Source organism: uncultured Maribacter sp. (assembly GCF_947495965.1).
Classification (GTDB): domain Bacteria; phylum Bacteroidota; class Bacteroidia; order Flavobacteriales; family Flavobacteriaceae; genus Maribacter_B.
The window spans coordinates 33,836-54,095 of record NZ_CANMBB010000002.1; the positions used below are offsets into that span (position 1 = coordinate 33,836).

Genomic DNA, 20,260 nt, shown 5'->3' on the forward strand with positions numbered 1-20,260 from the left:
TTAATGTTTAGCATCATTAATCTCTATCCAATACCCATCTGGGTCTTGAAAATAAATTTGTTGTACGCCATCTGCTCTAACAGTAATTGCATTTTTAGTGCCAGGCCAATCGTAATACGTAATATTATGATCTTTTAAATGAACTAAAAAATCCTTAAGATTTTGGGTTGCTAAACATAAATGAACAGATTTATGTTTTTTATATTCTGGGTTTTCTTTCTGAATTAAATGAATTTGAGAGTTGTTGTTTATAATAAACCATCTAAATCCTTTTGCTAGAGTAGGATGAGGAGTCTCTTTTAGTTTTAAAATAGAACTGTAAAACTCCGCACTTTTATCAGCGTCTTTTACAATAACAGAATAATGATCGTATTGGAAATTAAATTCTTGGGAACAAACAGAAAAACATTTTAATATTAAGAATAAAAGTAAAGCCCTTTTCATTATTTCTTTAAAAATTAAGTTCCATTATTACAAAGTTTATACCTGAATTTACATAAGTTTTCTTCGTTTCTTTTAAACCAAATTTATGATAAAAACTAGCTTTGTTTTCTCTGGCATTACACCAAAACTTTGTTGCGTTATTCTTTTTTGAATACTCTAAAAGATGGTTTATCATTTTAGTGCCAAACCCTTTTTTCTGGTGCTTTTCTTTAGTCGCTAATTTTCTAAATTGAGCATCTTTATTATTTATAAATAAAGAAACCACAGACACTAATTCTTCATTTATAAAACCACCAAAATGAAGCCCTTCGGAGTCTTTTTCTAGTATCACATGTTCTAAAGGAAAACCTGGATACATTACAGATTGCCTTATAGGCCAGGTTTCTCTATCAGAAATTTGCTTAATAATAAAATTTTCACTCAATCTTAGAGATTTAAATGCTTTGAGGCTTTTCTCGAAATTTAATAAATGCCTCTTGGGCTTGTATCAAGGTAGTTTACTTTTACCCCATGGTATATAAATATTGCTCGCTGGCAATTTTCCCATCTTTTACTTCATAAACACAAAGTTCTTCCATTTGCTGTCTTCCTCTTTCTTTAAAAGTACAGTCAAAAGTCATTTTTGCAGTAAAAAAGTTTCCTGCTACAACAGGCTCAGAAATTTCACTTGCATGAAAATCCTCTACACTTTCTAACCAATCCTTACTCTTATTCCAAACATTTTGCTTGCCAGTAATTAATTCTCCTGGCATGCCAGGCATTTCTTTACTAACAATATCCTCTGCATATAATTCGGTAATACATTCTAAATTTTTACCTTCATTACACATTTTACGCCATTTATTTGCAACTTCTTGAGTGTTCATTTTGTATGTTTTTTTAATTATCTCTTAAAAGTAATTAAAAATTTAAAATTAGAGTTTTAATATATTGATATTTTCTTTTTAATTTAAAGCTTCTTTATAGAATTTTAAACAACGTTCCCTTGCAAAAGTATGGTCTACAATTTTAGAAGGGTAATTTAGTTCTTGAAATTCTGGAACCCATTTATTTATGTACTCTAACTTGCTGTCAAACTTTTTTATTTGTGTTGTTGGGTTAAAAATTCTAAAATACGGTGCTGCATCTACGCCACTTCCAGAGGCCCATTGCCAGTTACCTATGTTAGAACTTAATTCATAGTCTAATAGTTTTTCTGCAAAATAGGCTTCTCCCCAACGCCAATCTATTAATAAGTGTTTGCATAGAAAACTAGCGGTAAGCATACGCACTCTATTATGCATATACCCAGTTGTATTTAATTCTCGCATTCCAGCATCTACTAAAGGATAGCCAGTTTTCCCATTTTTCCATGCTTCAAACTCTTGTTCGTTATTTCTCCAATCTATTCTATCATATTTTGGTTTAAAAGAAAAATGAATGGTCTTAGGAAAATGCCAAAGAATTTGCATGAAAAATTCTCTCCAAATTAATTCATTCCAGAAAACTTCATTGTCTTCATTAATTGCTTTTAATAACATTTTTCTAATGGATACGGTTCCAAATCGTAAATGAGGACCTAATTTTGAAGTGCCTTTTTCTTTTGCTGGGAAGTTTCTTGTTTCCTCGTAATGTTGAATTAAAAATGGAGTAGTGGTAGGGTTTTCTACTTTTATGGAAGAAGGAGTAAAACCAATTTCTTTTAAAGTTTTATTTTCTGTGTTACTATCTTTAATACAATTATTTAAAAAAGTTTCACTGGGAAATTGTTTTAAGTGAATGCTAGGATTAAATTGTGCTTTCCATTTATTTTTATAGGGAGTATATACTACGTAAGGTGTAGAATCAGCCTTTAAAATATTTCCTTTTTCAAAAACTACTTGGTCTTTAAAAGATTTAAAATGTATGTTTTTATCATTCAATATTTTTTGAATTTCTAAATCCCTTTTTATGGCATATGGCTCGTAGTCATGATTTGTAAAAACAGTTTCTATAGTATAGTTTTTAGTAAGACTTTTAAAAATTTCTTTGGGCTCGTCATGGAATACGGCAAGTGAGCTACTGTATTTTTTAGAGAGTGTTTCTCTCATTTCTTGAAGAGTTTTGTGAATAAAACTTACTCTTGCATCATTTTTGGGAAGCTTGTCTAAAATAGTTTTATCAAAAATAAAAATAGGAAGAACAGGGTTTCCACTTTGCAATGCGTTATACAAACCAACATTATCCTGTAAACGTAAATCTCTTCTAAACCAAAAAACAGAAATTTTTGCTTTCATTTATCCTTTATTTATTTGCGATAAACCACCATCTATTCCTATTGTTTGACCTGTAATCCAGCTACTTTTATCGCTAATTAAAAAATGGGCCATACTTGCAATATCTTCTGTGTTGCCAATTCTTTTTAAAGGATGCCTGTTGGCCATTGCTTCTCTTCTTTTGTCATTGTTTAATAAGCGTTTGGATAAAGGAGTATCTACTAAGGAAGGAGCAATTACATTTACTCTAATTTTTGGGGCATATTCCGCAGCTATTGATTTTGCAAAACCTTCAATAGCACCTTTAGCAGCAGCAATACTTGAATGAAAAGGCATACCGGTACCAACAGCAACAGTGCTAAATAGAACAATACTTGCTTCGTCTGTCATTATGGGAATAACACTTTTAACTACATTAACTAAGCTAAAAAAGTTAATTTCCATATCCTCACGAAAAGATTCTGTTGTTAGTATTTTAAATGGTTTTAGATTTATACTGCCTGGGCAGTATATTAATCCATGAAGAACATCTGGTAATAATGAAGTTTCTAAGTTGTCTTTAGTAGCATCAAACTTTATGTACTTAACATCTTCTGGGATACTATTTTCTTTAGACCTGTTTGCTACATATAAATTATATTCGTCCTTTATATTATTTACTATGGTTTTTCCAATACCACTAGAGCCTCCAATTATGAGAATATTTTTTTTCATTTTAAAAACTTTTAAAAATTAATTCAGGATTTTCGTCTGTAACTTTTCCGAATAATTCTTCTAATTTTAGATACCTGTAAGTAAAAATTTCTTTTAATTTTTTTTTGACGATTATAGGGTTTGCCAACTGCCCTAAAATACCCATAGGTATTTTGTAGTCTATTATGTCTTCCATTATAACTCCTCCGTTTGTGGGTATTATAAAGTGCTTATGATGCCATAAAGAATATGGCCCAAACCTTTGTTCATCTACAAAATACTCTCCTTCTTTAACATGAGTAATCTCTGTTACCCAAGTTGTCTTTATTCCAAGTACAGGCGTTACTTTGTAATGTATTATTTGACCAGAATACATTTTTTTATCTTGATTAGATAGGATGTTAAATCCCATGTAATCTGGTGTAATTATTTTTAAGTTTGATGGATTTGATAAAAAGTCCCAAGCATCTTTTTGTGATATAGGGAGTTTTTGTTTGGCATGTAGTTGATAAAGTTTCATTAAACAAATATACAATTTTGTTTAACTTTTGTTATTAAAAATTAAACAAAATGTATGGTCGTTATTAAATTTTGTGAGTTTATTCCAGTTTATTTTAAGGATTTCTTAACAAATACACCCTATCATAATGTTTAGTTTTGTGTGAACAATATAAAATATATGAAAATGAAAAAATTATTATTAACATTAGTAACTGCAGCAGCTTCATTATCTATGAATGCTCAGATTACAACACCAGCACCTAGTCCTGCTTCTAAATTAGAGCAAAAAGTAGGTTTAACAGACGTTACTGTAGAATATTCTAGACCTTCTAAAAAGGGTAGAGAGGTTTTTGGAAATTTAGTTCCTTTTAATACTTTATGGAGAACAGGTGCAAATAAAAACACTACAATATCTTTTAGTGATGATGTAGTAATTAGTGGTACTGCGGTAAAAGCTGGTACGTATGCTGTTTTTACAAAACCTGGAAAAGAAAATTGGGAAGTACTTTTTTATTCTAATACAGAAAATTGGGGTGCGCCAAAAACATTAGATGAGAGCTTAGTTGTTGCCAAAGCAACAGCTAAAGTTTATGCTTTACCAATGGCTGTAGAGAGTTTTACAATTACTATTGATGATTTAACTAATAATGGAGCATCTTTAGGAATTTTATGGGATAAAACAATGGTAAATGTTCCTTTTACTGTTCCTACAGATGTTAAAGCATCTAAAAGTATAGAAACTGTAATGAATGGGCCTTCTGCAAATGATTATTATGCAGCTGCTTCTTACTATTATGAGGCAGATAAAGATTTAAAGCAAGCGCAAGAGTGGATAGCTAAAGCGGTTTCTATGAATGATAAAGCTTTTTGGATGTCTAGAAGACAGTCTCTTATTTATGCGAAACAAGGAGATAATAAAAATGCTATTGCTGCAGCAAAAAGGTCTTTAGCAGCTGCTAAAGAAGCTGGTAATGCAGATTATATAAAAATGAATAAAGACTCTTTAACAGAGTGGGGTATTGAAGTAGAATAGCCATATATATAACTCTGATTTTATAAATTTAAAAAGCCATAATTATTTAAAATTATGGCTTTTTGTTGTTTAGAGTTGAGTTGGTTATTTATTCTACAAAATAATTGCTTCTTAAATACTCGGGGGATTGTCTCTAAATTTATTGTCTGCATTTATGAATTATTCTCTTGAATTTTTATAGGTCTCTTAGACTTTTAGCAGCTAACTCTGCTGTTATGTCTCTTTGCGGCATACCAAACATTTCATAACCTACCATAAATTTCTTTACTGTTGCAGAACGTAATAAAGGAGGGTAGAAACTCATATGAAAATGCCATTCTGGATACTCTCCGTTTGTTGGAGATTGATGTATACCAGAAGAATAAGGAAAAGAGGTGTCAAATAACTTATCGTATTTCTGCGTTACAATTTTTAATTGTTCTGCATAATCTAACTTTTCTTTATCTGTAAGTTCACTAATACTTTTTCTATGGTTTTTAGGAACAATCATTACTTCATATGGCCAAACAGCCCAAAATGGAACTAAACTAACAAAACTATCATTTTCAGCAATAATTCGTTCTTTTTCTTTAAGTTCTTGTTCTATATATGCAGTTAATAAGCTCTTTCCATGTTTTTGAAAATACTCTTTTTGTTTTTCTGTTTTCTTTAAAACTTCATTTGGGATAGACTTTTGCGCCCATATTTGTCCATGCGGGTGTGGATTGCTACATCCCATTGTTGCTCCTTTATTTTCAAATATTTGAACATGATTAATTTCTGGCTTAGCACCTAATTCCTTATACTCATCTTGCCAAGTAGTAATAACTTTTTCTATATCTGCTACTTCCATATCAGGTAGCGTTAAGGAATGATTTGGAGAAAAACATATTACTTTACAAATACCAGTTTCTCCTTCTGCTTTTAAAAGCCCTTCGTCATATTTAAAATCTAAACTATTTGGAAGTAGTGCTCCAAAATCATTATGAAAAACAAATGTATTTTTATAATCTGGATTTACTTCGCCATTAATTCTTGTATTTGTAGGGCATAAATAGCAATTTGGATCATACGTAATCATTTCTGACTTAGCTGTCTCTTCTTTTTTTCCTTGCCATGGTCTTTTTGTTCTATGTGGGGAAACCAAAACCCATTCGCCTGTTAAAATATTATATCGTCTATGCGGTGCAGCATTAAAATTATCGTTCATTTTGCTTAAGAATTTAAAATATGTACGCTATCGTCTATTTGTAAATGATAATATTCAGAAGTAATTCCAGTTTCTTTTTTATAAGCTGCTAAAATGTTTTTTACAGCAACTTCTCTGTTTTCATCTTTAATTAAATTAATGGTGCAACCTCCAAAGCCTCCACCCATCATTCTAGAACCTACAACTCCTTCTTGTTCTTGGCTTACATCTACTAAGTAGTCTATTTCAGAAGTGCTAATTTCAAAATCTGAAGACATAGATCTATGTCCTTCTAATAAAATAGTTCCAATTTCTTTTGCATCCCCTTTTTCTAATGCTGTTATCATTTTTAGAACTCTACCATTTTCTTTTATAACATAAAGAGCTCTTTTAAAATCTATTGGTGAAACACTATCTTTTACTTTCAGAATAGCTTCTTCTGTAACATCTCTTAATGAGGCTACAGTAGGGTTTGTTTCTTTAATTTTTGCTACTATGTTTTCACAAGATTGTCTTCTGTCATTATACTCATTACCAACAGCTAATTCATGTTTTATATTGGAGTTTATAAGTACCCAGCTATATCCTACTAAATTAATTGGAACATATTTATAACTTAAATCTTTACAATCTAAGAACAGTGCATTAGATTTTTTACCAAATAAAACAGCGTATTGATCCATTAACCCACAATTTAGGCCAATTCTATGTTCCGCAGCTTGTCCAATTTTAGCAATTTCTTCTCTAGGTATTTTTAAATCTAACAACTCAGAAATAGCAAGTGTAAAACCACAACAAAGAGCAGCCGATGAGGAAAGACCAGACCCTATTGGAATGTCTCCTCCAAAAACACAATCTATGCCTTTAAGTGTATAATTTTTTTCATTTAAGATTTCAATAATGGCTTTAAAATATTTTCCCCAAAAACAAGAAAATTCTGGACCATTGCCTTTTAAATTTAAAGTTATTTTTTCTGGAAGCGTTAAAAAAGCTTCTATATTAAATGTAGAAGTGTCATTTACTTGCATTGCAAAATAAATAGCTTTTTCTATAGAAGCTGGTAAAACATAACCTAAATTATAATCTGTGTGTTCTCCTATTATATTTACTCTTCCCGGAGACTTTATTAATACTGGGTTAGGAGAATAATTTTCTTTAAAAAAGCTTTCTACGCTATCTTTAATCATACTTTAAATTATTAATGAATAATGGTTGCAATATAAGCATTATTTTTTAAATGTATAATATACATTTATTGAGTAGGGTGCAAAAAAAACTAGATTTCGAAGTTATACCCTTTTGCGATTAAATCATCAAATTTTTCTTTATCAAAACGATATAAAAATGCTCCTTTTTTAGAATTTGTTCTGTCTTTTTTATCCGTTTTTATTAAAATATTTAGAGAAAGAAACTTTTTTCTAAAATTTCGAGAATCTAACGGTCTTTGATAAATACATTCATATAAAGTTTGCAAATCTGGTAATGTAAAATATTTGGGTAATAATTTAAAACCAATAGGTTGGTGCCTTACTTTATTTCTTAATTCTATGATAGCATCTTCTACCATTTGTCTATGGTCTAATATTAATTCAGGTATTTCATTTATATTAAACCACTCTGCATCAAATTCTTTTACTTGTTCAATATCAAAGTCATTTATTCCTATAAGGCTATAATGCCCTATAGAAATTACGCGTTCTCCTGGGTCTCTATTTATATTGCCATAGGTTTTAAGTTCTTCTAAAAAAATGTCTTTTAAACCTGTAGACTCAAATAAAATTTGTTTTGCAGCATCGTTAATAGATAAATCATTTTGTACAAAAGCACCAACTAAAGACCATTGCCCTTTTAACGGAGCTACTTTTCTTTTAAATAATAAAAGTTTAAGGTTATTGGAGTCAAAACCAAAAATTATACAGTCTACAGCAACCAGAATTTTTTGTTGAACGTCATATGACGAATCTAATAATTTCATGTAAAAGGTTTAATTTAAGTCACTATTTAATGTAAAATATACAAGAAAAAGTGATTTAAATAATAATTTACGCAATATAAAGAAAATCTTGATTAAGCTCTAATCTGATTTTTTTGTTCTTTTTTATCAAAAATTTGAAAGAGTATTGCAATAAAAATTACGAATGCTGCACCAATAAAATTTAGCCATAAATATCCAAGTTTTTCTTCGCCAGCAGGGTAAATGTGTATTAGGTAGTAATATATAAAGCATACAATAATTTGGGTAAGTATAGCAGCAAAAAACACTGCGTTACCCTTTATCCATTTTAAAAAGAAGGCCAATAAAAAAATACCTAAAACGTTACCGTAAAATATACTTCCTATAATATTAACGAGCTGTATTAAATTGTCAAATAAATTGGCAATACAGGCAATTAAAATGGCGATTACTCCCCATATTAAAGTAAACCATTTAGAGGCAGTTACATAATGTTTTTCTGTAAAAGTTCCTTTTCTGTTCCTTTTATATAAATCTAATGCTGTTATTGTTCCTAAAGCATTTAATTCTGATGCTGTTGAAGACATTGCTGCAGATAGTATTACGGCAAGCAAAAGACCAATTAACCCCTTTGGTAGGTTGTTTAGTATAAAATGTATAAAAACATAATCTTTATCATTAGTTTCTGTACTATTGTCTGCTTTTTTTATGATTTCTTTTGCAAGAACTCTGTTTTCTGCATCTTTCTGATTAATTTTTATAATGTGCTGTTTAGCTTCTTGAATAGCAGTATATTCTTTTAAATCTAAAGCAGAAGAGAATTTATTTTGAGCTATGTGTTTTTCCGCTTCTAATTTTATTTGTTCTTTTTGTAGTAATTTATATTCGTCCTTATATTTAGAATTTAATACAGTTTCTGTTGCAGAAGGATTAAAGTTTAAGGGTGCTGGGTTGTATTGATAAAAAACAAAAACCATTACACCTACTAGAAGGATAAAGAATTGCATTGGAATTTTTAAGATGCCATTAAATACCAATCCTAATTGACTTTCACGAACAGATTTTCCTGATAAATAGCGTTGTACCTGACTTTGGTCTGTACCAAAATAGGACAGTGCCAAAAACAAACCTCCAGTAATGCCGCTCCAGAATGTATATCTACTTTTAGTGTTAAGGCTAAAATCTAATATTTCTAGTTTATTGTTAGCTCCAGCAATTTTTAAAGCTTTGGTAAAAGAAATATCCGACGGGAAATAATCTAGGATAAAAAAGAATGCCAAAAACATTCCAGACATTATTATAAACATTTGTTGTTTTTGCGTAACACTTACCGCTTTTGTGCCTCCAGAAACAGTATATATAATAACTAAAGTTCCTATAATTATATTAAGAGTTCTTAAATGCCAACCTAATACTGCAGATAAAATTATAGAAGGAGCAAAAATGGTAATTCCTGCCGCTAGCCCTCTTTGTATTAAAAATAATATAGCAGCTAGGGTTCTTGTTTTTAGGTCAAATCTATTCTCTAAAAACTCATAGGCGGTATATACCTTCATTTCGTGGTAAAGAGGTATAAAAACCAAACAAATAATAATCATTGCAAGAGGTAGTCCAAAGTAAAATTGAACAAAACCCATACCGTCATGAAAAGCTTGCCCTGGTGTAGATAAAAAAGTAATAGCACTTGCCTGGGTTGCCATTACAGAAAGGCCAATTGTCCACCATTTTGCTTTATTACCACCACGAATATATTCATCTACATTGGTGCTTCCTTTTGTTTTCCAAACTCCATAACCAACAATAAACAGTAGTGTTCCGCTAAGTATTACCCAATCTAATATTCCCATATTAACAGAAAGAAGTCATTATATAGAAAAAAACTAATATGTATGCTATATTAAGAACAAGTACTAATGTGTATTCTTTTTTCCATAAAGATTCTTTTATTTTGTTTTTCATCCTTTAACCTTTGTTTTTTTCTCTATAGTATCTTTTCCTATAGATAAAAGATTAGAGAATAGTTTATAAGCTCCAGGAACTCCTGCTGGTAATTCTCTAAAAAAGCTGAGTCCTGTATAAATATAATTTCCTTTACCGTAAGGAGCTACTAATAGGCTACCTTTTGTAGCAGCTTCTCCTTTATCTTTCATTTGCAAAATTGGAGTAAATTCTGAAGACCATTTATTTGGAAAATATAACCCTCTTTCTTGTACCCAACCATTAAAATCGTTCTGGTTAATTTGATTTGGGAAATTAATAAGAGAATGATTTTTGGCAAGAATTTTAACTTCAGAATTTTCATTGGTAACCCTATCCCTGGATACTTGGAGTGGGTAAGGGGCAATGTTTTCAAACTGTTTATCCCATCTGCCAGCAGTGTTGTACTGTATTATTAAATTACCTCCTTGATTAACATAATCTAATAAAAAAGGCTGCTTAAATTTTAGTTCTGGAATTACATTATACGCTCGTATACCAACAACTACGGCATCAAATTTTTGTAAAGAACCTTTTGTAATTGTGGTGGGGTCTATAGTGTGTACTGTATATCCTATTTGTTGCAAGCTTTTTGGCACTTCATCACCAGCACCCATAATATATCCTATATTTTCTCCTGCTTTTTTAATGTTTAAACGTACAACTTTTGCTTCGGCAGGTAAAAGAATAGTTTGTGTTGGTATATGGTCATAAGCAATAGTTATTAAGTCTTTAGTAATCTCTTTTTCATTAATTTTTAGGATAGGAGAAATGTAGCTTTCGTTTTCACTCTCTGGTGGTGTTAAAGTGAATTTTATTATTTGCTCATCTCCTTTTTTATCTATTTTAAATGGTTTAGCTTCTTTATTTACATTCCATTTTTTGTCGTAGCATAATTGTACTGTACCTTCTATATTATTCTTATGCGCTTTTACAGAGATTTCTACCTCTTTAGATTTCTCATCAGCAAATATTATAACTTTATCGTTAAAACTTGCGGTTGCTTCGGGAACAACTTCAAAAGGTTGAAAAATTTCTCCTTTATCTCTTTTCGCATACTTATATACAATAGGTTTTGTATAGGTAATGGGTGTTCCGTTAAAATCTAGCACATATGTTGCGTAGAAGGCTCTTGGTGTTTCTGGTTTGCCAAGTAATTTTTTATCTTTTACGGTATACATTCCTAGTGTTCCTTTTTCATTTAACCAATAAGGACTAGTAAACGGAGTGTTTTTTGGAATAGTTAAATCTAATTTTAAGCTGTTTTTTACATTTTCGTCTAAGATTATTCCCTCGTGTTTGGCTCCTTCTTTTTGTAAATAAACTTCTTTAAGTGTAATAGGGGATGCACTTCTATTAATAACTTCAATATTTACAGAAACGGTTTCTCCTGGGGTAGCATTTGTATTTGCTGCAAAAGCTTCTAAATACAATCCTGCTAAGTTGCTAATAATTTCTTTTAGCTCTTTAGATTTAATGGTTTTCCAATGTTTGTTGCTAGATTTTTGAAGCAAGGTATATGCTTTTACTAAATCTGGGATATGCGTAGATGGATTTTTAAAATTAAATTCTGCTTCTACTTTATTTAAGATAGCTCCTATTTCTTTACCACCATTAATTCTTGACCATCTGGTATTTATACCATTAAATAAATCATGTTTGTTTTGCGGTAAATCTCCTTTTAATAGTTCTACATACTCTTTTGTGGAACCTCTTTCTGATAAACGACCAAAACCTTGACATAAATGCTGGCTACTTGCAATTGCAGCAATTTCATTATTAGACATTCCTAACATTGGGTAATACACACCAATATCTACATTTAACATTTTAGATTTATCGGCTTTTTTAAATTTTTCTTCACTACCATAAAACCACCATGAGGTATTAAAAAATAACCTTTGCGGTTGCCATGTGTCTGTAGTTTCCAGTTGCTTTGCATATGAGGTAACATCATTAGCCAAATCAAAAGCTTCTACACTAAGCATAGCAGAAGAGGTGTGGTGGCCATGTGTTGTACCTGGGCTACGGTGATCAAACCTGTTAATAATAATATCTGGTTTAAATGTTCTTATTGTGCGTACAACATCTCCTAGAACCTCTTCCTTATTCCAAATTTGAAGCGTTTCGTCTGGGTGTTTGGAGTAACCAAAATCATTTGCTCTACTAAAAAACTGTTCACCACCATCTACACTACGCGCTTTTAGTAATTCTTGAGTTCTTAATACACCTAAAGACTCTCTTAATTCAGGACCTATAATGTTTTGTCCGCCATCCCCTCTAGTAAGTGATAAGTAGCCTGTGCGAGCTTTTACATTATTAGATAAATAGGAAATAAGTCTTGTGTTTTCATCATCTGGATGCGCTGCAACATATAATGCAGTTCCTAAAAAATTTAGTTTTTCTATAGAATGATAAATTTCTGAAGGTGTATTTTTTTTAGGGGCTTGGGAGAAACTTAATACAAACGAAAAAAACGCTAGTAAGCAAGTTGCTAGTCTTTGAAGCATGAGTTTTGGTTTAGATTGCTTTCAAAGATATAAAGATTAAACCCCAAGTAATTTTTTTTAAAACTTCTTTAACAGATAAAAAACGTTTTTAGTTAATTAGCGCTACAGCTTTTTGCATCATTAAACTGTTTGGGTATACTAACAATTCACCACTTTCTTTACGTAAACTTACATGAAAAGCTTTAATATCCTCAATAAGATAAATAGTTTCACTATTAATGTCATTATCTAAAATTCTTACTTTATCTCCAATTTTAAAAGGAAAAGCAAAGAAAAGAATAACGCCTGCAGTTAAATTACTTAGTATGGACCATTGCGCAAATAAAGCAATACCTATTACTGCAAAAATGGAAGAAAATAAAAGTCCTATTTCTTTAAAATTTACACCCCAAATAAAAGTTAAGATACCAATTGCAATAATGTATAATATTATAGTTACATACTTGTTAACTAGTTTTGTACGTATTTCTATAAACTTGCTAGATTCTCCTGTTTTTTTTACAACTTTAGTTAATATTAGCTTTAATATAATAAAAAGAGCAATTGTTACAGCTGTTGCTACTAATTCTGTTTGGTTTCTTGTAAAATAATTATCCATTAATAATTTTTAAAATATTATAACTTTAAACTGTCTCTTAAATGTAAATGCACATTATCATGTTTATTCCAATAGTCAGTTTTTATAGTTTTTATTTTTTTTGCTGTGGAGATTAATTTTTTCTTGTTTGCTCCAAAACCACTATTAAAAGTCTCTACCCAACCTTCTATAAAATAAGGGAATTTAGAAGAGAATTTTACGGTTAAATTTCTTTCTAATTCTGGATAGGTAATAGAATAATAGTTGCTGTCTTCTTTGCTTTCTAGTGATGTAATAGCATTGTAAGCTTTTAATTCTATATGAGACAGTCTAGTATATTCTATAGAGGGAATCATTTTTAAATTCCCAATAGGTAGGTTGGCTGGGTTAATTCTAATTTTATTCCATATTTCGTTTTCTAAAACCTCTTTTTGAATTTTAAATTTTTGATCTCCATCATTCTCAAAATAGGAGTGAGACATTACTTCAAAATCTTCTTTATTATTTATTTGGCCGTATACATGACCACACCATTCTTGAGCCGAAAATGAAATTTTTAAGGCATGAGAATTGTCGTGTACGGGATAAAAACTACTATTCATTATAGAATATGGGTAAATTCCTGTCAGGTAATTTTTTGTGCTATTTAGTTTTAATACCGAAATATTGTTTTTATTTGGTGTATCAGCTTTTACTTGTTTATCAGCTAAAAAAGGTTCGGTTACATAAACAAGTACAGCATTACCTTCTCTTAGTTCTCCATAACGGGCTTGGGTAAGTTGGTAAGAGGTAATTTCCGCATCACCAGCGTACCAATACTCTTTAAACTCTGGATTAAGTTCTTTGTTAGGTTTTATACTGTTTTCTTTTTTTAAACTTGTTTCTAGAGCTAAAACATTTTCTTTTGTCTTATTCTTACATGCACTAAAATTTAGCAATAGTAAAAAACATAAACTTACTAAATACCTAGTATTTCTCATGATTGTAAATTTTTAATAAAATTACCAAAAATATAATTAGGGATGGCTTTTAAATGAAATAGAAGTGAATTATGTTTTTTTATTTTTTGTAGGCATAAAAACAAAAAGTTAATTCAATGTTATTTATATGCTAATTAAGAAAATAAACATTGTAATGGTATAAAGGTTGATGTAAGGCATTACTTAATCTTTAAAACAATTTAAATGAAAAAGTATTCTTTTTTACCAGTTTTTTTACCGTTCTATTTTTAACTGCACAAGTAGAAAATGAAAATTTTAAAATAGAGAAAGGCTCTAAATATTTAGGGGGCTCTATTTTTTTAAATTTTTCAAATTCTGAAAACAATTCTAATAACGGGAGTGTAGAGTCTAATAATACGAATATGGGTTTTGCTCCAAAATTAGGTTATGCAATAAAAGATAATTTCATAGTTGGTTTAGGTATTACCTCTAGTTATTCTAAAAACAATATTGACTATCCCACGCTTAATTCTAGTGATAATGAAAATACATCAACAAGTATTGGTGTTTTGCCATTCATAAGAGGGTATAAAAGTTTAGGAAGCAGGCTGGCAATTTATGTGCAAGCAGAAGTTAATTATTCAAAAAATTGGAGAAATATAACATCTTCTAATTCTCCAGAGTATACGAATGATGGGAGAAGTATTTTTGTTGGTTTTCGTCCAGGAATTTCTTTTTTAATTTCGAATAAATTAGCATTAGAAGCGGGTATTGGGGCATTAGGATATTCGTCTTTTAAAACAGAAGAAGAAAATCAATTTAATGAAAATAAAAGCGATTCTTTTAATTTTTCATTAGACACATCTAATTTACTTTTTGGTATGGCTTATTATTTTTAATAAAAGAAAGCATATAAACTGTCTGGCTAACTCTCAGCGAGTTTAAATTTCAATTATGGAGTAAATTATTAATGATTCTAGGTTTCTAGTACGAACCTAGAATCATTTTTATTTAGTAATTTCTTCTAAATAATTATATACTAGTTGTGTTGGCAAACCTACCACATTAGTGTAAGAACCTTCTATTTTTTCAATAGCAATAAGACCAATCCATTCTTGAATACCATACGCACCTGCTTTGTCAAAAGGTTTGTAATTTTCTATATAATACCAAATTTCATCATCACTTAATTCTTTAAATTTTACTTTGGTTGTATGGTTAACAGTTGTTTGTTTTGTTGAAGTAGTAAAACATACGGATGTTATGACTTTATGCCAATCTCCAGATAATTTCCGTAACATTTCAAAGGCTTCCTCTGCATTGGCAGCTTTTGCTAAAGATTCATTATTATACCAAACAACAGTGTCTGATGTTATTAGAATTTCATTAGCTAGTAAAGTTTCTTTTTGAGGAGATGCTTTTAATTCTGCTAAATAATCAGAAATTTCCTCCCCTTTTAAATTATCAGGATAAACTTCAACAACATCTTTTAAACGTACTTCAAAAGGAATTCCTAAATCTTTAAAAAATTGTTGTCTTCTAGGGGATCCGGATGCTAAAATTATTTTATACTTTTCTAATTTTTGTAAAAGCATATTAATCGTTTGATGCACTGTAGTTACCCAACCAATCTCCACGGACTTTAAGTACTTGCTCTATGACATCTCTTACGCAAGCATGGCCGCCATTTTTATGAGAAATATATTTTGAAACTGCTTTTACTTCGGGGATTGCATCTTGCGGGCAAGTAGATAAACCTACATATTCTAATGGAGGGACATCGGGCATATCATCTCCCATATAAAGAACATTTTTAGGAGCAATATTATTAGCGGTTAAATATTCTTGTAAAGGCTCCATTTTTAAATGCGCGCCCATATAAATATCTTTTACACCAAGTCCTTGAAGTCTAATTTTAACCCCTTCATTTGTTCCTCCAGAAATTATACAAACATTATACCCCTTTTTTATAGCAACTTTTAAAGCATAACCGTCTTTTACGCTCATTGTACGTAGCATTTCTCCAGAGGTTGTAACTTGTACAGTACCATCTGTAAATACACCATCTACATCAAAAACAAAAGTTGTAATGTTTTCTAGGTACTCTTTATAACTCTTTTCCATATTTATTTAGAATTGCATCTGTTATAACATTATATATTTTTAGATGCTCTTTATTATTAATTTGAGATTTATGCGTGTCTATTGTTTTATAGTCACCTCTGCGGGCTGGGCCAGTTAAAATAGTTTCTGGATCAAATAGTGTTCCCTTTTTTGCTGTTTCTAGGATTAAAGGTTTTATAATATCAAAAGACAAGTCGTTTTTCTCACAAATATCACTTCCTATTTGATACATGTAGTTGCTAAAGTTATTTATAAAAACAGCGGTTAAGTGTAATTTTTTTCTTTGCTCTGAGGTAACATCGTATACAGTATCTGATATTATATTGGCTAATTTTTTTAAAAGCATACTACTTTGATTATTATTTGCTTCAATACACATAGGTACACTCTTAAAATCTACAGGATAATTTTTTGTAAATGTTTGTAGCGGATAAAAAACACCATGATTAGGATTGTTTTGCAATACATTCATAGGTATACTCCCAGCTGTGTGGGCAACTATACCTTTTTTATCCTTAAGGAAAGAAGCTACTTTTTCAACAGCAGAATCGCTAACTGCTATGATATAAAAATCCGCATTTTTAATATTATTAAAGTTGGTTTGGGTCTCTGTTTTTTCCTTAAAAAACTCTAAAGCTTTACTATTTCTGCCTACTACTTGGGTAATGGTAATATTAGTGTAGGTAGTAAATACATTAAACAAATGTTGCGCAATATTTCCTGTGCCTAAAATTACTACTTGTAACATACTGCTAAATTAAGGATATATTTACTCTTAATAAAGCAAATTATAAGTCAATTAAAACGAAACGTTGTAATTATTTTAACAGTAATATTGTTAATAATACTCGCAAAAAGGCTGTATTTTTACTAGCTGAAAATTAACTCATTTTTGTAATGACCAACATACTTAAAAAATTCTTTTTCTCTACACGTTTAATGTCTGTTCTATTTATTGTATTTGCAACAGCAATGGCATTTGGAACTTTTATAGAAAGTTGGTATAGTACAGAAACCGCAAGAATCTGGATTTATAATACTACTTGGTTTGAGGCTATAATGGTGTTTTTTGTGATTAATTTTGTGGGGAATATTTTTAGGTACAAACTTTTAAGAAAAGAAAAGTGGCCAGTTTTAGTATTACACCTTTCTTGGATATTAATAATTTTAGGTGCTTTTGTAACTAGGTATATTAGTTTTGAGGGTATGATGCCTATTAGAGAAGGCAATACAGAAAAAGTATTTTATTCTGATAAAACGTATTTAACCGTATTTGTTGATGGGGAAATAAATGGAGAACCTAAGAGAAAGGTTCTTGAAGATGATTTAATTGTTACCCCTGAAGCATTAAAATCTAACTTACCTTGGAAATCCGATTATAATCATCAAGATTTTACAATTTCTTATGTAGATTTTATAAAAGGGGCTAAATTAGGTTTGGTGCCAAGTACTACCGGAAACTTCTTTTTAAAAATTGTTGAAGCGGGTAATGGACAAAGACATGACCATTATTTAGAGAGTGGTAAAGTAGTAAGCATTCATAATGTTCTATTTGCTTTAAATAAAAGTACAGAAGGTGCTATTAATATTTTTGCTAAAGATGGTTCTTATAGTATAAAATCTCCGTTTGAAGGTAATTTTATGAGAATGGCAGACCAAATGCAGGGTACTGTTATAAAAGATAGTTTGCAAGAGCTACAATTAAGGTCTTTATATAACACAGCAGGTATGCAATTTGTAATTCCAGACCCAATTACACAAGGAGAATATGGAGTAGTACCATTACCAGAAGAAGAAATTACAAAAGCTAGTCAAGATGCCTTAGTTGTAAAAATTGAGAGTAATGGTGAAGTATTAGAAAAGAAAATACTTGGAGGAAAAGGAACATCAAATTTTACAGATAAAATAAAAGTTGGAGGTTTAGATTTTGCTTTAGCCTATGGTTCTAAAGTATACGAGCTTCCTTTTAGTATAAAACTTAACGATTTTATTGCCGAAAAATATCCTGGTACAGAAAAAGGCTATGCCTCTTTTATGAGTAAAGTTACTATTGAAGATGAACGCCCTTTTGATTATAAAATATTTATGAACCATGTATTAGACCATCAAGGGTATCGTTTTTTTCAAGCAAGTTTTGATCCAGATGAAAAAGGAACTGTTCTTTCTGTAAATCATGATTTTTGGGGAACTTGGATAACCTATATAGGATATACACTTTTATATATTGGATTGTTAGGAACTATTTTCTTTGGAAAAACTCGATTTAGAGATTTAGTAGAAAAACTAAATAAAATAAAAGCAAAAAAAGGCGCACTTACTTTAGTAATACTATTAAGTTCTACAGTATCTGTTTTAAGTCAAGAACATAGCGCAAATGATGGACATAATCATAATAACGAACCCACTATTACGCAAATAGACTCTGTTTTAATGGCTACTATTGTTTCTAAAGAGCATGCCGAGAAATTTGGGAAACTAGTGATACAGGATGAGAGTGGTAGAATGAAACCCATAAATACATTTTCATCAGAATTATTAAGAAAACTTAGTTTAAAGGATACTTATAAAGATTTAAATGCAGACCAAGTATTTTTATCTATGATGATGAATCCTGCTATATGGTATAATACGGAGTTTATTGCGGTAGATAAGAAAAAACAAAATGATAGTATTAGAAAAACAATAGGTGTAGAAAAGGGTAAAGAATTTGTAAAGGCTACAGACTTTTTTGATAGCAAAGGAAACTATAAATTAGAACCCTTTTTAAAAGATGCCACAGGCACAAATAATCCTAATAAGTTTCAGCAAGATATAAAAGATGCTAATATTAGACTTAGCTTATTAAACCAAGCGTTGAGTGGGCAAATCGTAAAGATTTTTCCATTGTTAAATGATGAGAATAATAAGTGGATATCTGCAGTAGAATATAGGGGAGGACAATACCAAGTTGCAGATTCTTTATATGCCAACTTTGTTAAAAATGCAGTGCCTTATTATTTAATGACTTTATCTAAAGCAAAAAAATCTGGTAACTATGCAGAAGCAGATAAGTTATTAGATGCTTTTAAACAAAACCAGAAAAACCACGGTGAAGAAGTTTTACCTTCAGATGAAAAGGTAAATGCTGAAGTAATTTATAATAAGCTTAATATTTTTAATCGCTTATATAAATATTATGCTTTAATAGGTGTTTTGATGTTTTTTACATTAATATTTCAAATTTTTAAAGACCGTGAAATATGGAAAATTGGAATTTACGCTTTTAAAGGTGTAATTGTTATTTTCTTTTTGTGGCATACCGCAGGTTTAATAATGCGTTGGTATATATCTGGTCATGCTCCTTGGAGTGATGCTTATGAAAGTATATTATATGTTGCTTGGGCTACTATGGCAATGGGGTTATTTTTAGGAAGAAAAAATAATATGACAATTGCTGCAACTGCATTTGTTACCTCTATGTTATTATGGATAGCGCACCAAAGTTGGGTAGATCCATCTATAGCAAATTTACAACCGGTTTTAGATAGTTATTGGTTAATGATACATGTTGCTGTAATTGTAGGTAGTTATGGTCCCTTAACTGTTGGTATGATCTTAGGTGTAGTTTCTTTATTACTTATGGTTTTAACGAATAAGAAGAATAAGAAAAGAATGGATATTAACCTACAGGAACTAACAATTATTAATGAAATGGCTTTAACTGTAGGCTTAATAATGCTAACAATTGGAAACTTTCTTGGTGGACAATGGGCAAATGAAAGTTGGGGTCGTTATTGGGGATGGGACCCAAAAGAAACTTGGGCATTAGTATCTATTATGATTTATGCCTTTGTAATACATACAAGACTAGTTCCTGGTTTAAGAGGTAAATGGACTTTTAACTTTTTAAGTGTTGTAGCATTTGGTTCTATTATGATGACCTATTTTGGTGTAAACTTTTATCTGGTTGGCTTGCATAGTTATGCTAGTGGAGATCAAGTTATAACCCCAAATTTTATTTACTATACTGTTTTTGGAGTTTTTGTTTTAGGAGCAGTAAGTTATTGGAGATATAAAGTAAATTTTAGTAAAAAATAATAGAAAAACTGAAAGTTGTTTTGCTAT

The 20,260-nt window shown here is 30.4% G+C and carries 19 protein-coding genes; 3 read left to right on the forward strand and 16 right to left on the reverse strand.

Annotated elements, in window-relative coordinates; genetic code table 11:
- The 6 genes from Q0820_RS04510 to Q0820_RS04535 all read right to left on the reverse strand — a co-directional run bounded on the left by Q0820_RS04510 (position 1) and on the right by Q0820_RS04535 (position 3,891).
- Positions 1–444 carry a VOC family protein gene (locus Q0820_RS04510; RefSeq protein ID WP_298485525.1) on the reverse strand — a complete coding sequence of 148 codons (444 nt, stop codon included), beginning with the start codon at positions 442–444 and terminating at the stop codon, positions 1–3.
- Between the two features lie 7 nt (positions 445–451).
- The gene (locus Q0820_RS04515; RefSeq protein ID WP_298485527.1) at positions 452–868 is read right to left on the reverse strand and encodes a GNAT family N-acetyltransferase; all 417 of its coding nucleotides are present in this window, start codon (positions 866–868) and stop codon (positions 452–454) included.
- A gap of 79 nt (positions 869–947) precedes the next feature.
- Positions 948–1,310, reverse strand: coding sequence for a nuclear transport factor 2 family protein (locus tag Q0820_RS04520; protein WP_298485529.1), 363 nt, complete (start codon positions 1,308–1,310; stop codon positions 948–950).
- Between the two features lie 78 nt (positions 1,311–1,388).
- Entirely contained in the window at positions 1,389–2,699 is a 1,311-nt protein-coding gene (locus tag Q0820_RS04525; protein WP_298485532.1) for a deoxyribodipyrimidine photo-lyase, read from the reverse strand.
- On the reverse strand, positions 2,700–3,392 hold the full coding sequence (locus tag Q0820_RS04530) for an SDR family NAD(P)-dependent oxidoreductase (RefSeq protein ID WP_298485534.1): 693 nt from the start codon (positions 3,390–3,392) through the stop codon (positions 2,700–2,702).
- A 1-nt stretch (position 3,393) separates the two neighbouring features.
- Positions 3,394–3,891, reverse strand: coding sequence for an SRPBCC family protein (locus tag Q0820_RS04535; RefSeq protein WP_298485535.1), 498 nt, complete (start codon positions 3,889–3,891; stop codon positions 3,394–3,396).
- Positions 3,892–4,056: 165 nt separating this feature from the next.
- Between Q0820_RS04535 and Q0820_RS04540 the strand changes: the two genes are divergently transcribed.
- Positions 4,057–4,905, forward strand: coding sequence for a DUF2911 domain-containing protein (locus Q0820_RS04540; protein ID WP_298485536.1), 849 nt, complete (start codon positions 4,057–4,059; stop codon positions 4,903–4,905).
- A 175-nt stretch (positions 4,906–5,080) separates the two neighbouring features.
- Here Q0820_RS04540 and Q0820_RS04545 read toward each other — a convergent pair whose 3' ends face one another.
- From Q0820_RS04545 to Q0820_RS04575, 7 genes are all read right to left on the reverse strand, one after another.
- Positions 5,081–6,094 carry a UDP-glucose--hexose-1-phosphate uridylyltransferase gene (locus tag Q0820_RS04545; protein WP_298485537.1) on the reverse strand — a complete coding sequence of 338 codons (1,014 nt, stop codon included), beginning with the start codon at positions 6,092–6,094 and terminating at the stop codon, positions 5,081–5,083.
- Between the two features lie 5 nt (positions 6,095–6,099).
- On the reverse strand, positions 6,100–7,260 hold the full coding sequence (gene galK / locus Q0820_RS04550; protein WP_298485538.1) for a galactokinase: 1,161 nt from the start codon (positions 7,258–7,260) through the stop codon (positions 6,100–6,102).
- A gap of 89 nt (positions 7,261–7,349) precedes the next feature.
- Complete coding sequence (locus tag Q0820_RS04555) at positions 7,350–8,048, reverse strand: NUDIX domain-containing protein (RefSeq protein ID WP_298485539.1); 699 nt, start codon at positions 8,046–8,048, stop codon at positions 7,350–7,352.
- A 92-nt stretch (positions 8,049–8,140) separates the two neighbouring features.
- Positions 8,141–9,874 (reverse strand): sodium:solute symporter, encoded by a 1,734-nt coding sequence (locus tag Q0820_RS04560; RefSeq protein WP_298485540.1) that lies wholly within the window; start codon positions 9,872–9,874, stop codon positions 8,141–8,143.
- Between the two features lie 108 nt (positions 9,875–9,982).
- Positions 9,983–12,514: a PIG-L family deacetylase gene (locus Q0820_RS04565; protein ID WP_298485541.1), complete on the reverse strand. Its 2,532-nt coding sequence runs from the start codon at positions 12,512–12,514 to the stop codon at positions 9,983–9,985.
- An 88-nt stretch (positions 12,515–12,602) separates the two neighbouring features.
- Entirely contained in the window at positions 12,603–13,112 is a 510-nt protein-coding gene (locus Q0820_RS04570) for a mechanosensitive ion channel domain-containing protein (RefSeq protein ID WP_298485543.1), read from the reverse strand.
- A gap of 17 nt (positions 13,113–13,129) precedes the next feature.
- Positions 13,130–14,071, reverse strand: a complete 942-nt coding sequence (locus tag Q0820_RS04575) for a septum formation inhibitor Maf (protein ID WP_298485544.1) — start codon at positions 14,069–14,071, stop codon at positions 13,130–13,132.
- Between the two features lie 383 nt (positions 14,072–14,454).
- Here Q0820_RS04575 and Q0820_RS04580 point away from each other — a divergent pair, with 383 nt between their 5' ends.
- Complete coding sequence (locus Q0820_RS04580) at positions 14,455–14,931, forward strand: hypothetical protein (protein WP_298485546.1); 477 nt, start codon at positions 14,455–14,457, stop codon at positions 14,929–14,931.
- A 108-nt stretch (positions 14,932–15,039) separates the two neighbouring features.
- On the opposite strand, the gene Q0820_RS04585 is transcribed toward Q0820_RS04580, so the two are convergent.
- The 3 genes from Q0820_RS04585 to Q0820_RS04595 are packed head-to-tail and all read right to left on the reverse strand — an operon-like array spanning position 15,040 to position 16,904.
- On the reverse strand, positions 15,040–15,627 hold the full coding sequence (locus Q0820_RS04585; RefSeq protein WP_298485547.1) for a Maf-like protein: 588 nt from the start codon (positions 15,625–15,627) through the stop codon (positions 15,040–15,042).
- Position 15,628: 1 nt separating this feature from the next.
- On the reverse strand, positions 15,629–16,156 hold the full coding sequence (locus tag Q0820_RS04590) for an HAD hydrolase family protein (RefSeq protein WP_298485549.1): 528 nt from the start codon (positions 16,154–16,156) through the stop codon (positions 15,629–15,631).
- A complete protein-coding gene (locus Q0820_RS04595) occupies positions 16,140–16,904 on the reverse strand; it encodes a Rossmann-like and DUF2520 domain-containing protein (protein ID WP_298485551.1) in 765 nt (254 codons plus the stop codon). Before Q0820_RS04595 ends, Q0820_RS04590 begins: the two co-directional genes overlap by 17 nt.
- Before the next feature lie 149 nt (positions 16,905–17,053).
- Here Q0820_RS04595 and ccsA point away from each other — a divergent pair, with 149 nt between their 5' ends.
- Positions 17,054–20,233, forward strand: coding sequence for a cytochrome c biogenesis protein CcsA (ccsA, locus tag Q0820_RS04600; protein WP_298485552.1), 3,180 nt, complete (start codon positions 17,054–17,056; stop codon positions 20,231–20,233).
- The last annotated feature ends 27 nt before the right edge of the window (positions 20,234–20,260 follow it).

Coding starts and splice junctions, on each gene's coding strand:
- galK (WP_298485538.1), bottom strand. CDS start 7,260: ATGATTAAAGATAGCGTAGAAAGCTTTTTTAAAGAAAATTATTCTCCT.
- ccsA (WP_298485552.1), top strand. CDS start 17,054: ATGACCAACATACTTAAAAAATTCTTTTTCTCTACACGTTTAATGTCT.
- Q0820_RS04545 (WP_298485537.1), bottom strand. CDS start 6,094: ATGAACGATAATTTTAATGCTGCACCGCATAGACGATATAATATTTTA.
- Q0820_RS04570 (WP_298485543.1), bottom strand. CDS start 13,112: ATGGATAATTATTTTACAAGAAACCAAACAGAATTAGTAGCAACAGCT.
- Q0820_RS04510 (WP_298485525.1), bottom strand. CDS start 444: ATGAAAAGGGCTTTACTTTTATTCTTAATATTAAAATGTTTTTCTGTT.
- Q0820_RS04520 (WP_298485529.1), bottom strand. CDS start 1,310: ATGAACACTCAAGAAGTTGCAAATAAATGGCGTAAAATGTGTAATGAA.
- Q0820_RS04535 (WP_298485535.1), bottom strand. CDS start 3,891: ATGAAACTTTATCAACTACATGCCAAACAAAAACTCCCTATATCACAA.
- Q0820_RS04530 (WP_298485534.1), bottom strand. CDS start 3,392: ATGAAAAAAAATATTCTCATAATTGGAGGCTCTAGTGGTATTGGAAAA.
- Q0820_RS04540 (WP_298485536.1), top strand. CDS start 4,057: ATGAAAAAATTATTATTAACATTAGTAACTGCAGCAGCTTCATTATCT.
- Q0820_RS04575 (WP_298485544.1), bottom strand. CDS start 14,071: ATGAGAAATACTAGGTATTTAGTAAGTTTATGTTTTTTACTATTGCTA.
- Q0820_RS04580 (WP_298485546.1), top strand. CDS start 14,455: ATGGGTTTTGCTCCAAAATTAGGTTATGCAATAAAAGATAATTTCATA.
- Q0820_RS04525 (WP_298485532.1), bottom strand. CDS start 2,699: ATGAAAGCAAAAATTTCTGTTTTTTGGTTTAGAAGAGATTTACGTTTA.
- Q0820_RS04595 (WP_298485551.1), bottom strand. CDS start 16,904: ATGTTACAAGTAGTAATTTTAGGCACAGGAAATATTGCGCAACATTTG.
- Q0820_RS04560 (WP_298485540.1), bottom strand. CDS start 9,874: ATGGGAATATTAGATTGGGTAATACTTAGCGGAACACTACTGTTTATT.
- Q0820_RS04590 (WP_298485549.1), bottom strand. CDS start 16,156: ATGGAAAAGAGTTATAAAGAGTACCTAGAAAACATTACAACTTTTGTT.
- Q0820_RS04585 (WP_298485547.1), bottom strand. CDS start 15,627: ATGCTTTTACAAAAATTAGAAAAGTATAAAATAATTTTAGCATCCGGA.
- Q0820_RS04555 (WP_298485539.1), bottom strand. CDS start 8,048: ATGAAATTATTAGATTCGTCATATGACGTTCAACAAAAAATTCTGGTT.
- Q0820_RS04565 (WP_298485541.1), bottom strand. CDS start 12,514: ATGCTTCAAAGACTAGCAACTTGCTTACTAGCGTTTTTTTCGTTTGTA.